The sequence below is a fragment of the Methanolacinia petrolearia DSM 11571 genome (assembly GCF_000147875.1).
In the GTDB taxonomy this organism is placed as follows: Archaea; Halobacteriota; Methanomicrobia; order Methanomicrobiales; family Methanomicrobiaceae; genus Methanolacinia; species Methanolacinia petrolearia.
Genome location: NC_014507.1, coordinates 1,141,432 through 1,154,915, shown reverse-complemented (window position 1 = coordinate 1,154,915; position 13,484 = coordinate 1,141,432). Strand labels below are relative to the sequence as shown.

Annotated in this window: 12 protein-coding genes; 9 read left to right on the top strand and 3 right to left on the bottom strand. The window is 46.5% G+C overall.

The features are described 5' to 3' along the window. Positions 1-76: 76 nt before the first annotated feature. The gene (locus tag MPET_RS05765; protein WP_013329074.1) at positions 77-1,024 is read right to left on the bottom strand and encodes a mechanosensitive ion channel family protein; all 948 of its coding nucleotides are present in this window, start codon (positions 1,022-1,024) and stop codon (positions 77-79) included. Between the two features lie 71 nt (positions 1,025-1,095). Then, complete coding sequence (locus MPET_RS05760) at positions 1,096-2,730, bottom strand: hypothetical protein (protein ID WP_013329073.1); 1,635 nt, start codon at positions 2,728-2,730, stop codon at positions 1,096-1,098. A gap of 242 nt (positions 2,731-2,972) precedes the next feature. Here MPET_RS05760 and MPET_RS14440 point away from each other — a divergent pair, with 242 nt between their 5' ends. The 8 genes from MPET_RS14440 (at position 2,973) to MPET_RS05720 (ending at position 12,195) form a co-directional block, all read left to right on the top strand. Beyond that, positions 2,973-5,198 (top strand): PAS domain-containing sensor histidine kinase, encoded by a 2,226-nt coding sequence (locus MPET_RS14440; protein WP_013329072.1) that lies wholly within the window; start codon positions 2,973-2,975, stop codon positions 5,196-5,198. 140 nt (positions 5,199-5,338) lie between these two features. After that, entirely contained in the window at positions 5,339-5,926 is a 588-nt protein-coding gene (locus tag MPET_RS05750; protein ID WP_048131007.1) for a hypothetical protein, read from the top strand. A 314-nt stretch (positions 5,927-6,240) separates the two neighbouring features. Continuing rightward, positions 6,241-7,167 carry a DUF475 domain-containing protein gene (locus MPET_RS05740; RefSeq protein ID WP_013329069.1) on the top strand — a complete coding sequence of 309 codons (927 nt, stop codon included), beginning with the start codon at positions 6,241-6,243 and terminating at the stop codon, positions 7,165-7,167. Positions 7,168-7,323: 156 nt separating this feature from the next. After that, positions 7,324-7,467 carry a hypothetical protein gene (locus MPET_RS15300; RefSeq protein WP_013329068.1) on the top strand — a complete coding sequence of 48 codons (144 nt, stop codon included), beginning with the start codon at positions 7,324-7,326 and terminating at the stop codon, positions 7,465-7,467. A gap of 23 nt (positions 7,468-7,490) precedes the next feature. Further along, on the top strand, positions 7,491-7,721 hold the full coding sequence (locus MPET_RS05735) for a hypothetical protein (RefSeq protein ID WP_225353853.1): 231 nt from the start codon (positions 7,491-7,493) through the stop codon (positions 7,719-7,721). Beyond that, on the top strand, positions 7,711-8,064 hold the full coding sequence (locus tag MPET_RS05730; RefSeq protein ID WP_013329066.1) for a hypothetical protein: 354 nt from the start codon (positions 7,711-7,713) through the stop codon (positions 8,062-8,064). The genes MPET_RS05735 and MPET_RS05730 overlap by 11 nt, the downstream gene beginning before the upstream one ends. Beyond that, complete coding sequence (locus MPET_RS05725; protein WP_013329065.1) at positions 8,061-10,817, top strand: hypothetical protein; 2,757 nt, start codon at positions 8,061-8,063, stop codon at positions 10,815-10,817. The genes MPET_RS05730 and MPET_RS05725 overlap by 4 nt, the downstream gene beginning before the upstream one ends. A gap of 313 nt (positions 10,818-11,130) precedes the next feature. Continuing rightward, positions 11,131-12,195 (top strand): virulence RhuM family protein, encoded by a 1,065-nt coding sequence (locus tag MPET_RS05720; RefSeq protein WP_013329063.1) that lies wholly within the window; start codon positions 11,131-11,133, stop codon positions 12,193-12,195. Positions 12,196-12,332: 137 nt separating this feature from the next. Here the strand turns inward: MPET_RS05720 and MPET_RS05715 are convergent, their stop codons facing one another. Next, positions 12,333-12,575, bottom strand: coding sequence for a hypothetical protein (locus MPET_RS05715; RefSeq protein ID WP_048130688.1), 243 nt, complete (start codon positions 12,573-12,575; stop codon positions 12,333-12,335). Between the two features lie 163 nt (positions 12,576-12,738). Here MPET_RS05715 and MPET_RS15295 point away from each other — a divergent pair, with 163 nt between their 5' ends. Continuing rightward, positions 12,739-12,912, top strand: coding sequence for a hypothetical protein (locus tag MPET_RS15295; RefSeq protein WP_013329061.1), 174 nt, complete (start codon positions 12,739-12,741; stop codon positions 12,910-12,912). Positions 12,913-13,484: the final 572 nt, after the last annotated feature.

Below are 13,484 nucleotides of genomic sequence, written 5' to 3'. Positions count from 1 at the left end.
GCATAAACCGGCAGGGCGGCATTTGTGGCAGACTTCGGTTGTTCTGTATTATCCGGACTCTTAATCGAAGGCCCTGTCATTTTGAATCAATTATCTGGACCTTATGATTACCCACAACAATTATATTCTCACTGGCAATCTCATACCGGTCGTTGCCGGATATCCGATCCATCAGCATTCTGCTCAATTTGTCCTGTGTAATCCGCCTTGTCCTGGAATCCGTAACATATCTCAGGTGAAGTTCAATCCAGTTATCGGTAAGACGAACATATATCGAAGGCTCAGTCACTTTCCTGGGCAGATAATATTTTTCACCCAGTCGATCGATCTCCTTATCAGCCTGCGAAGACAAGTCACCCGTTTCTTTCTTCAAAAGCTCAAGGAATTCAGTAATTGCACCTTTCCAGTCGCTGTCATATGTCAGCGGGATCGTTATCTCGTCCCAGATAAAGTTGTGATCCTTTGTATAATTGTGAATTGTCCCACTGATAACAATTGAATTCGGAATAATCGAAAGACGGCCGGTGGGCTGTTCGCCATCCACCCAGCCTTTAAGCTCCATCATAGTCGTATTCAGTATTCCTATATCCATTACATCCCCGAATTCGCCACCCATCTCAACGCGATCGCCGATCCTGTACACACCGGAAACGGCGATAACTATACCGCCTACAAAGTTCCTGAAAAGATCCTGGAGGGCAATTGCAACTCCTGCGGCGATTATACCATATGATATCGTCAGCGATTCCGTATTCTCGACCCATATCTGGACTATGGCAAATGCCAGAACAATCAGCAGAATAATAAGAATGCCTTTTTTGAACGTGTACCTGGCCTTGCTGTCTTTAATAAACTTCTTTGTGAGGTTCCCGGTAATGATCTTATAAAAGATAAAAACCAGTGCAAGGCAAAGAAGAGACCAGGACAATTTGAAGAAGATCGCACCATAATCGCTTACGCCCAGGATCCACATTACAGCAGATCCGATTATGAGCAGGATCGATGCAACATAATCCCTAAACATACCTGAGTATCGGTAAAAAAGTATATAAATTTCACATCATAACAGCCACTTTCGCGACAATACCCGACCGGTTATACTCCTTCGATATTTGCATACCTGAAGATAACCTTCCAGTCGTGAACCTCCCTGAAAGTCATCTCGTTAACCTCCTTTACCAGCGCACAAAGCTCGGGAAGACCTGAAATATACTTCATCTCGGTCTTTATCGCTGTCAAATGCCTTACGATGTGTGAATACCTGTCAGAATTTCTGTTATACTCGCCATGAACCCTTATCGCGGATATCGCTGCACCGAAGGCAGGGAGGGTTATCGTCAGAAATGCCATAAGCAGCGGAACTTCAGCATTAAAGAACGTCTCCCAGTGCCCCACTCCCAGGGCATGTGCAACTGCGAGTATGAGCGTGAATGAAAACAGAAATTCACCCGAAAGCGCCAGTGAACGATATCTCAACCTGGCATTCTCGGCCTCCTTTTCATAATGCGCAAGCCTCTTGTTTATCCATGCAAGCGTAAAGAATTTTTTCAGCGGTTCGAAATCGGTTTCCCTGCTGCAATACGTCGCCTGCCCGGTTGAAATTATAGTCTCAAATGCCAGTGCCATCCAGTCATTCGGCGTTCTGAGGGGCGTCATTGGAGGAAGATCCTCCTTTCTGCTGCATGTCATGCATAATATTCCGATAAAAAATGCACTACGAATCCTCTCGGAGAGGAAATTATAGTCGATCCATTTGATATGGTAATTCCCAATCCTCGAACCTGCCATAAGCGCTATAATAATTATAATCTCGACAACTTCGACCCATACAAGAAACGACTGATCAGGGAAGAAAAGAGTCTGAAGCGCGATCGTAAAGACCGCCAGAGCGGAAAGCAGCGAGATCAGTATTCCTTTCATGAAATAAAGCGATCTGTACTTCCTGCCCAGGATTTTTGCCTTGATATAATGGGGGAGGAGATGTTCATACGACGGTTCTATGATCTCTTCCTTCAGGCCGGCAACCGAGAAATCGGCCTTTAAAGCCCGGACGTACTCCTCCTTCTTCCTTAAAAATTTCTTCCTGCTGACTCTTTCATTATTATACGTATCAAAACACCTGAAAGTATCAAAGATTCGATCGTCATTTTGAAATTCTCTTGTATTACCGGTAGTCTGATCTATAAAGACCGCGGTTCTCCCATAACGCTCTGCAAGCACATCCGGGTTTTTACCACTTGAAGTAAGGCTTTTTTCTTCCCCGATTATAACGACAAGATTACTGTTCTCCATTACTGCAATTGATAAGGGATCGTAACCGTAGGCTGTCCGGCCGGGAGATACAGATCTTATATCGTACTTCATCGCGTCCCCTGCCGGGCAATCGGAATCCTTCATAACCCCTTCGTATGTAAAGAGGACAAGATCCGGAGCAGCAACTTCACGCCCGACCGAAGTCCGGACCTCTTCAACGATTATGAAGTCTTCAGCACATGACAAAGGCAAAAGAAACCTGAAATTATGGGGCGTATGCGAAAGCAATGAGTTCAGCCTGTGAATTATCTGGTCGAGCGCTTCAGCTGATTTTGAACCCAGGTCCCCCGGTTTTAAAAATAAACCGATATTCACTGTAACAGGAAGGGACTGAGGAAGAGATTCGGCGTTCTCTTTAATCTTCGATTCACTCTCCGGAACATTCGTGCTGCCATTTTCGGCAAATAAAAGGGTCACAATTCTTACCTCAATTCTTTTTAGGACTTAAGAATTAAGATCAACTTAATAGTTAAAAAGAATAATTCAGGAGATACGGGCATCCAGAAGGTTATCCGCTAATACTTTTTATCTCTGCCACCGGAGGAAAAAAGACAAGAGCTGTGAACCCGGAAATGATATGCGGGAAGAAAAACCCGTCAATATAGCAAGGCATCGAATTAATTGGAAATATTTATTTTTTATACTGCCTACTAACCACCATGGCAGAGACGGAGAAAAATGCCGGGAGAAATCACGACACTCTTAACCTGTATATAGATGCCGCGGGAGTCATGCTCCTGTTTCTTGATAAACAAGGAATTATCAGGGAAATTAATCGCAAAGGCTGCGAGATACTCGGGTACGATGAGGATGAAATTCTCGATAAGAAATTTACGGATATCTTTTTGCCGCAGGCAAAAAAAGATCAAAACCAGCTCGCTTTCTTAAATTATATAGCAGAAAGTAATGGGACTTCCGGTTCACCAGAATTTGATATCACCACAAAAAACGGAGAGACCAGAACCATTCTATGGCAAAAAAGTATCATCAAAGGCCGGAACGAAGAGATTACAGGCATTATCATTTCAGGCGAGGACATTACAGCCATAAAAAAGCTGGAATCGCTTCTTGAACTGATCCGTTTTGCATTCGATCACTCTCCCGATCAAATCTATTTCACAGATAACAAAGGGGAGATCGTATATTCCAATTCAAAGGCATTAGAATCATTTGGAATTGAACCCGGTTCACCAGTAAAAACTACAATTTCCGAGATCAATCCCGAAATATCCGGCGAGGCATGGGGAAAACTGTGGTCGGAGATTAAAGCAAAAGGGAAAATAAGATTTGAATCGGTTCACATGTACCGCGATGGAACACAGTATCCGGCCGACACGATAGCACATCTCATTACGCACGAAGGGATCGAATATGCCTGCATGATCTCACGTGATATCAGCGAACAGAAAAAAAGTGAAGACCTGCTGCGCAGGAACGAGGCCTATCTTCAGACACTTATAAGCACAATACCCGACCTCATCTGGCTTAAGGATAAAAATTGTAGTTATCTTGCATGCAACAGAATGTTCGAGCGCTTTCTCGGTTCAAAAGAGAGTGAAATTATCGGAAAAACGGATTATGATTTTGTCGAACGCGAAATCGCGGAATTCTTCCATGAAAATGATCGCAGGGCCATCGAAGCAGGCAAACCCACAATCAACGAAGAATGGATCACATTTGCAGACGACGGCAACCGTGCATATCTCGAAACAATCAGGATGCCAATGTACAATCCTGACGGGACCCTCATGGGCGTCCTGGGAATCGGAAGAGACATCACCCACAGAAAAGAGATGGAAGACATGCTCCGCAATTCCGAAACTCAGCTCAAAAAGCTCAATGAAGACCTTAAAATAATTATCGATAACGCACCCGCGATGATCTTTTACAAAGATAACAGGAACAATTACATAAAAGCTAATCCTGCAGGTGCAAGAGCTTTCGGATTGTCAACAGGGGAGATCGAAGGGAAAAACGGCTCTGAACTGTTTCCAAAATTTGCAGATATGTATTACATGAACGACCTCCAGGTAATAAATTCAGGGAAGCCGAGATTTGGAAAGATAGAATCATTCCCGTCACCGACTATGGAAAATTTGTGGATACGGACAGACGAGATACCTTTAAAGGAGCAAAACGGTCATGTCTACGGGATCCTCCTGTTCATCTCCGACATTACGGAACAGAAGAGGAATGAAGATGCATTAAAAGAAGTTAACAGGAAACTAAACCTTTTATCAAGCATAACACGGCATGACATTTTGAATCAGATAACTGGAGCGGCAGGATACCTGGAAATAATTGGATTGGATCATGAAATTCCCGAAGGAACAAAGACTGAGGAATATCTGCAAAAAATCTCAAAAATAATTGAAACAATCAAACGGCAGATCACCTTTACGGGCTACTACAAAGATCTCGGTGAACAGGCACCCATATGGTTTGATGTAAGAGTGATTATCGGAAAAGTAAGTGCCAATTTAGATCTCGATGGAATTGAGCTTGAGAACGATATAAACGATCTGGAAGTCTTCGCCGATCCGCTCTTTGAAAAAGTCATATACAACCTGATCGACAATGCGATTAAACACGGTAAAACATTAACCCAGATCTCATTTTCCATCGAAAAAAGACCTAAAGAAATTTTAATAATATGTACAGATAACGGAACCGGGGTCCCCGACTGGGCAAAAGAAAAAATATTTAAGAGAGAATACTACCAGAACTCAGGTCTCGGCCTCTTCCTTTCAGGAGAAATTCTCGGAATTACAGGTCTTAAAATTATTGAGAACGGACATTTTGGGGAAGGAGCAAGGTTTGAAATTCATGTGCCTGACGGAAAATTCAGAATTTCTTCACAATTGAGTGATCAGATTTCTGAATAACATTTTTTTTATTCAATACAATCGAAGCTTCGGGTCAGATCCGCGGATAATCATTTGTTGGTATAAAAATCCGTCAGGATTTAATCAATGCTCAAAAGTATTAAATACAGGAGTGGTTACAGAGTAACGCAGGGATGGTTATGGTTGAAAAAGCAATTGATGTTATGACCGGTGCAAGAGAGACCGTTACAGAAAAATTCCCTAAAGTTCTTGTGAAGTTCGCAATAGCCTTCCTTATATGGCTTTTTGCAGTATACATCTTCCTTCCGCTATCAGGATACCTGAGTGATCCCACATTCCTCGGTCTAATCGGACTCGACAAACTCATTGCAGCTATTGTAATGATTGCCCTGCTTATCATTCTGCTTGCAGTACTGAAGGATATAAAGGCAATTACTGATGCGATTGCATCCTACGCTGCTGTGGCAGTACTTAGAAAGGATACTATTGATGAAAAAAATCTAAAAAAGTATCAGTATGGGTTCCGCGGTCTGGCTTATGTTCTGGTAGCTGTGATTGCATATCTTTTCTTCCTGCCGTTTATAACAAGTATATTCAACGTACTTGCAGGAATAGTCCTGATAGTGATCATACTGTGGGCTATAGTAGTTCTTTTAAGAGTCGGGGAGGTCTTCTCCGACGATATTGAAAGAAAAACCTCGGATTTCCTCAAGGGAATAGAATACGAGGTAATGCAGTCGCAGGAGAGTAAACAGGGTAAGAAATAGTTGGAATAATGAAAAGATTCCCAATATCTCCATTCTTTCTTGCTTTTGCAATATTCGTTCTTGTACTTGTCACTCTGAATCCGGACCTGATGCTGCCGGTTGTAGATTTTTTAAATATGAACTTTGGAGCAGGGCTGGTTCTGTTTTACATTTTCTGGATGATATTATGCATAATACTAATTGTTCTAAGTGTACTTGAGATCGTTGAGTACATAATAGAGTATTGGAATATTACTGATTACTAGTTCATCTGATGACGCAACCGGCAGAACTATTATTTATATAGATTCGCCGGCAGAAGTTATCCTAAGTCTATGGATCTCCTCTCTCTTATCCTGGTCGTGTCAGGCCTCTGCCTTTTTGAGATCATATCCAGCATCGACAACGCCATTATCAATGCCGAGGTGCTATCGACGATGGAGGAGAAGGCCCGCAGGTGGTTTCTCGTATGGGGACTGCTCCTTGCCGTGTTTGTTATAAGAGGTCTTCTTCCCTGGTTAATCGTCTGGATTACAACCCCGTCTCTCGGACCGGTCGAAGCGCTCTTTGCGACATTCTCAAGTGACCCTGCTGTGGTTGAGGCGATCGAGACCTCATCCCCGATCTTGCTGATCGGAGGCGGTACATTTCTGATCTTCCTCTTCTTTCACTGGCTCTTCGTCGATGAAAAGAACTTCGGCCTTCCGGGAGAGCGGTTCTTCTCCCGGCAAAGTGTCTGGTTCTTTGCAGTTGTTTCAATCCTGCTCTGCAGCATCGTATGGTTTGCCATGCAGGTGAGCCCGATGATGGGATTCGGAGCAGTAGTCGGTTCGACAGCGTTCTTTATTGTCCACGGGTTCCGGCAGAACGCTGAAGTGCAGGAAGCAAGACTCAAAGACCGGAAGATCTCGGATATCTCCAAGATCTTTTATCTTGAAGTAATCGATGCGACGTTCTCGATCGATGGTGTCATAGGGGCGTTTGCGTTCACACTTGCCGTACCGCTGATCCTGATCGGAAATAGTATTGGAGCTTTCGTCGTGCGGGAGCTCACTATCAGAAATATCGAGAAGATCAAGTGTTACCAGTTCCTTAAGAACGGGGCGATGTACTCAATCTTCGTACTTGGAACGATTATGATTCTGGACAGTTTCGGTGTCCATATCCCTACATGGCTCTCACCCGTCGTTACCTTCGTTATCGTCGGCTATTTCTTTTATAAATCGTCGCTGTGCCGGGTAGATTACAGTAAGACGGTTTGATCGTACCCCTTTTCGCCTCCGGCAGGGGATATTAGTATGAATTGGATATCATGCAAAAGCCCGGGTTTTACTTTTCTTCCACTTGGCACTCTTCAACTTTATAAAACGCTCATCCCTATCCTGTTTCGGTGCTAAAATCGCACCAGGTAAAAAAACATGGAAGAAATCGATAAACAAACGCTCGAACACTTACCGGACCCGATTGCAAGACTTGTCTGGGAGAAATGGATCGCCGAAGGAAAAGCAAAACTCATCGACAACACGCCCGGAGGCGAAACGTGCCAGGCACAGAACAGATAGACGGCAGCCCCCAGGGGGGCAAATTGTGGGCTAACACAAATAATCCGGGAACTGCCAACAACTCTTCTATCTCTGAAAGCTTAAACAAATCGGCCGGGCCCGTCCCCCTCTATCTCCTGCCGCAGGCCCTCTCACAGGAGCTCCACGAATTCGGAGATTCGATCATCGAAGTTAATATACGGAGAACACGCGGCCACAACTACCTTATCAGGCTGACCGCATCCGCAAAGGAGGAGAAACCCGATGAATCCTGAGCCAGGAAAGATCAGCATATGCGGTGACGACTCGCTCCGGATCGAAGCCGGGGGCATGCGCCTCTTCATCACGACAGAGGACGTGAAGAGCCTCATCTTCTACGGCCGCGTCGTCCCGATCTCGAAATCAGTCTGTCGAACCGGAGAGGGAGGGATCACCGAAAGTTTACTTTCAATCGGGGGCCACGCCGCGATGAATGCCGGAGGAAAGGCGGTGACGTTCTTCACCACGAACGGTCACTACATCCTTCCGCTCATCTCCCTGCAGAGAGTTGCAAGGGGAGAGGCAGTATCAGCCCCTTTGTTTCCACTCGAAACTGATGCTCCAGAGGAAAGAAAATGACCGGGGAGATCGAAAAGGCCCTCTCCATTCTTTTTCCCGCGGGAGGAGTTGTTGAGCTCCGGGCGCTTGCCGATTACAACACTCACAGCGGGTACTTCGACGACTACACCGTACTTGCGGAGAAGGCAGATCAGATCAACCGTCTTTCAGATGTCCACGGTGTTTACGTAACCCTCAACGAAGTCAACCCGGCCCTTCTCTCGCGGAGGGCCAACCGCGTGAAGATGAAGCTCGGGCGAAAGGATGCGACAACAGCGGACGCAGATATCATCCGCCGGCGGTGGCTCCCGGTGGACCTCGACCCGGTCCGGCCGAGCGGAGTTTCATCGACCGACGAGGAACACGAAGCAGCCATTTCGAAGGCGGAAAAGATCGCCGGGTTTCTGGAAACTATCGGGTTCCCCCGCCCGGTCCTCGCCGACTCAGGGAACGGGGCCCATCTTCTTTATTCAATCGACCTCCCGAATGACGATGACGCGACCGCGCTGGTCAAAGACTGCCTGACCACACTCGACGCCCTTTTCTCCGATGATTCGGTCATGGTCGATGCGGCGAACTACAACGCGGCCCGTATCTGGAAACTCTACGGGACAATTTCCTGTAAGGGCGACGACACCCCTGACCGCCCGCACCGGATGGCAAAGATCCTTGATGCCCCTGAGGAGATGATAACCACCGAAGCGGACACGCTCCGGAGGCTTGCGACCCTCCTCCCGAAAGACGAGCCGAAGCCGCCGGCGAAGAACGGAGAGAAAGCAATCGACCTCTCACGGTGGCTCTCCGAACACGGGATCGCGGTTGCGAGCGAAAGGCCCTGGCAGGGCGGAACACTCTTCGTCCTCGAAGACTGCCCTTTCTCCTCGGCCCACAAGGACGGGGCCTTCGCGATACAGTTTGATAACGGGGCGATCTATGCCGGCTGCCATCACAATTCCTGCGGCGGCGGAAAACAGCGTTGGGCCGAACTCCGGGCGATGTTTGAGATCAGGAAAAGCAAAAAGGAAAGGGCGAAGAAAAGATCCGAGCCGCCGGCCTCCTCTTCCCCGGAGAACGAAGAGTCACCTGAAAGAACAAAGGCCCTTGAGATCCTGCGGACCGGCGACCCGATCGCTTTCATGCTCGACACATTCAACATCGAGCATGTCGGGGACCGTATCGTCGCCGAGTGCCTGATAATGTCGGTCGTCTCCCAGTCGGTCCTGAACACGAAGGGCCTGCACGTCTCGATCTCCGGAAACTCCGGGAAGGGAAAGACGCACGCCTGCAGCACGATGCTCAACCTCATCCCGCCCGCCTACCGGCTCAAGGGAACGGTCTCGAACAAGGCTCTCTTCTATCATGAAAACCTGCGGCCGGGAACCGTGCTGCTCTTCGACGACGTGACGATGTCCGAGGACATCCAGGAGCTCCTCAAGTCGGCGACCGCAAACTTCCGGGAGCAGATCGAGCACCGGACGCTCACCACCGACCGGCAGCTCCGGGTATGCAAGATCCCCGAACGGTGCGTCTGGTGGCTCGTAAAGGTCGAGAACATCGGCGACGACCAGGTGATGAACAGGATGCTCACGGTCTGGATCGACGACTCCGCCGACCAGGACCGGGCCGTCCTTGAGCACATGAAGAAGGTCGAGGCCGGGGAGATCAAACCGGACGAGTCCGCGGCAGAAATCTGCCGGGCCATGTGGGATATCCTCAAGGAAGACTGCCTGAATGTTGCGATCCCGTTTGCGACCCGCATCCAGTTCCTCGCCTCTTCCAACAGGCGGAACCCGGCGATGCTCTTCGACCTCATCAAGTGCCATGCCAGGCTAAACTTCTGCCAGAGAAAGAGAGATGAAGAAGGGAGCATCATCGCACAGAGGGAAGATTTCGATTCCGGAAAGAACCTCTACACCCGGATCAACGGCGACACCGGGGGACAGGAGACCAAGCTCACACGGAATGAAGCGGCCGCATTATCTACGGTTGCAAAAACGGGGATGACATCCTTTAACATCCGGAATATCCAGGAACTCACCGGCCTTTCATATTACCAGACATACCGGATGTTTCACGGATACAACTCCCGGGGGACGAGTTACGCGGGCCTTCTTGAAAAGTGCCCGGCCCTGACATGTATCGATACGACGGTGACGCTCGACGAGGACGGCTACTGTGTCCGGAGACGTGAGAACCATTACTCGTTTGATTTTGAGATGTATAAGATCTGGATCGGCGGAGGCGATATATGGCTCGACGACCCGCCGGAAGACGGAGATAATGACGGCGATGACGGGGGGGACGACTCCCCCGATTCCCCCGAAAACCTTTGCAGCTTTACTGAAGATTTACAGCAGGTACGCAAAGGTTGCTGCAAAGATCAAAATTCGGAGAATGTTTCCGGATCTTTAAAAGAAGATAATAATATAGGTACTAGTACATGTACAGATAGTATTTTGCGTACATCCACAGGAACACAGAAGGAAGGGGGTGTGTCTCCTTCATACTGTGACTCTTGCTGTGAATCCGGCGATGCTGCAAACAAAATCAATCGGGACAATAATTATAATGCGTTTACTAAACTACCAAAGGATATTCCTTCTTTAGGATTGCAAGACTGCTGCAAACCCCTCCACAGCGGGAAAAGTGCTGCAAAGGTCCGGCCACTCCCTGGCGTTCCCGAACAACGCGATTTTACACGTACGGAAAAGGAGCTTGGGAAGTGTGATCTCTGCGGGAAAGGCAGGGCCTTTTTTTTTCTTCGAAGGAGTTGAGGACGAATATCTGTGAGGGATGTTTCGGGAGACTATTGAGAGAGGATTTGAGGGAAGAAGGGGTGAGGTAAAAAAACGGAGGGACATCTGAAATTAATGGCGGAAAAAGATAATCAGTTTCAATAGACAATATAAAAATTAAAGATATGATATTTGCTCTTGCGGTAATCAAAAACAGAGGACTCAAATGATAAAACCGTTGCAGAAATATTCAGTGATTCAGGCAAATAGAACTGTGGCGATGAGAAATACATTAAAAAGCGTACTCATACCCGGCTTCGCACAGGAGACCGGACCGGGAGTGATCTAAAATATGGAAGACAAGACCCAAATCGAATTACCTGACGAATCACCAAGAGGCCGGATTTTAATCTACCAGTCGAAAGACAACACCTTCAGGCTTGATGTCAGGTTCCAGGACGAATCCGTTTGGCTCACACAACAGCAGATGGCCGAACTCTTCGACACCACAAAACAGAACATAAGCCTGCATATAAGAAACATCTATTCAGAAGGCGAACTCGTCCCCGAGGCAACTGTCAAGAAATACTTGACAGTTCAAAACGAGGGCGAAAGGGAGATCAGGCGCTCGATCGACTACTACAATCTCGATATGATAATCTCCGTCGGCTATCGTGTCAGGAGTAAAATTGCGACACGTTTCCGGATATGGGCGACACAGCACCTGACGGAATTTATAAGAAAGGGATTCATCCTCGATGACGAACGCCTAAAAGAGCCCGACAACGACAGGTACTTCGAGGAGCTCTTAGCAAGGATACGCGATATCCGGTCATCGGAAAAAGTATTCTGGCGAAAGGTTCTGGACATATACGCAACCAGCATAGACTACGATCCCGAATCCGAATTAACAACACAGTTCTTCAAACAAGTTCAGAACAAGATGCACTGGGCGGCTCACGGCCACACTGCCGCAGAACTGATCTACGAACGTGCAGATGCAGACAGGCCCTTAATGGGGATCACGAATTATCCGGGAAACAAACTTCTCAGGCGCGACGTGGAGGTTGCGAAAAACTATCTGAATGAAGACGAACTGGAAGTCCTCAACAGAATCGTCACCGCATATCTCGAAATTGCAGAATTGCAGGCACTGAACCGGATACCGATGACGATGCAGGACTGGATCGAGCGCCTTCACCAGTTCCTTACAATGACCGGGCGGGAGCTGCTTACGGATGCCGGAAGCATAAGTCATGAAATCGCAATGAAAAAGGCCCGCGAAGAATACGAAAAATACAGCACGAGGCAATTGAACGAACCCTCGGAGGTTGAAAGGCATTTCATCGAGATGGAAGACGAGATAAAACAGATTGCCGAAAAAAACGAGACCGCAAATAGAGAGCCGGAGAGATAAAACTAAATTTGGGCCCGAGGAATTTCCGGTTTCTCAGCGTCGAATATCTGGAGAATAAAAATTTTTATGAGACTTACCGTGGCTCTGAAAAAATCGCACCACTGGTGCGAGAAACAGGCTGAAGTTATAATATCAGCCTAAACGCCCTCCGGGATGTGATCTTCTTTTATCTTTCTCATAAACGCAACTGCCAAATCATAACTCTCGACGGCAAGACCAGCAAGAAGAGTCTCCTCAGTTGCCATCTCCCTCAGAACCTCTATTCTGGACAAATCCTCCCACTCGGCTCGGGTTTGAGCGACTTCCACTATTGATGACTTTAGAGATTCGTAGATGATTTTTTTATCCGGGTCAATGATCGAAGGAATGGACTCCATCATCACCACCTGAAACGATATCCCCACCTGGGGCCGTCGCCGATCTCTTCTATATTTGGTATGAACATTTTCTGTTCTCTCCCCTTAACATGTGTAATTAACACCTGTATAATGCTTCGTTTGGATTGTATCTAGAAATAATCACCTGTGTAAATCACTATGTATTATGGTACTCGTCGGAAATGGAAAGATTACATCTGCTGGAAAAACTAACACCAAATACCTTTCTGTTCCTGCAAAATTAGTAATGGATTCTAATTTTCCATTTGAAGAAGGGGAGCAGGTCAAAATCACAATAGATCCAGAAAATAAACGGCTGATCGTCGAAAAAATAAGATAATCTCAAAAATAGCAGGAAATAATTCTCCCTATTGAAAATATAAAGAATACACTCATAAAACCTTCAAAACTTCATGCAGCTCTCCTTGACCACAACGATTTCAAAAGAGTGAATAAGGAGCTCGGGAAGTGTGACCTCTGCAGTGGATGGAAGGCAGTTTTTCTTCGAAGGAGCTTCGGACGAATATCTGTGAGGGATGTTTCGGGAGGCTTTTGAGAGAGGATTTAAAGAAAGAAGGGGTGAGGTGATTATGGGTATTATTTTGTCTTTATCCCTCAGATGTGTGGGCAGATTACAACGATTTTCTGTTCCATTTCAACTCAAAGGCATAATATTAATAGGAATTTTTCCCATATTGTAAGGTTAACACTCGTACTATATAAAAAAGGTCTGAATTCAATTTTATTAATGTTACAATTAAAGCTCCAAAAAAGATTAAAATCACAAATCTAATAATTAGATTAATTTCAATATAGAAAATTTCTCTCTTGGCTATCTAAGAAAATTATTTATATTATACAATGCAATAGAGCAAGTACTCTAGAGTGTTTGCTCAAGAGCAGCCACTCTAG

What these genes read in the sequence shown, in the direction of transcription:
- MPET_RS14440 (WP_013329072.1), top strand. Translation starts at nt 2,973, where the DNA reads ATGGCAGAGACGGAGAAAAATGCCGGGAGAAATCACGACACTCTTAAC.
- MPET_RS05765 (WP_013329074.1), bottom strand. Translation starts at nt 1,024, where the DNA reads ATGTTTAGGGATTATGTTGCATCGATCCTGCTCATAATCGGATCTGCT.
- MPET_RS05750 (WP_048131007.1), top strand. Translation starts at nt 5,339, where the DNA reads ATGGTTGAAAAAGCAATTGATGTTATGACCGGTGCAAGAGAGACCGTT.
- MPET_RS05720 (WP_013329063.1), top strand. Translation starts at nt 11,131, where the DNA reads ATGGAAGACAAGACCCAAATCGAATTACCTGACGAATCACCAAGAGGC.
- MPET_RS05715 (WP_048130688.1), bottom strand. Translation starts at nt 12,575, where the DNA reads ATGATGGAGTCCATTCCTTCGATCATTGACCCGGATAAAAAAATCATC.
- MPET_RS05740 (WP_013329069.1), top strand. Translation starts at nt 6,241, where the DNA reads ATGGATCTCCTCTCTCTTATCCTGGTCGTGTCAGGCCTCTGCCTTTTT.
- MPET_RS05730 (WP_013329066.1), top strand. Translation starts at nt 7,711, where the DNA reads ATGAATCCTGAGCCAGGAAAGATCAGCATATGCGGTGACGACTCGCTC.
- MPET_RS15300 (WP_013329068.1), top strand. Translation starts at nt 7,324, where the DNA reads ATGGAAGAAATCGATAAACAAACGCTCGAACACTTACCGGACCCGATT.
- MPET_RS15295 (WP_013329061.1), top strand. Translation starts at nt 12,739, where the DNA reads ATGGTACTCGTCGGAAATGGAAAGATTACATCTGCTGGAAAAACTAAC.
- MPET_RS05725 (WP_013329065.1), top strand. Translation starts at nt 8,061, where the DNA reads ATGACCGGGGAGATCGAAAAGGCCCTCTCCATTCTTTTTCCCGCGGGA.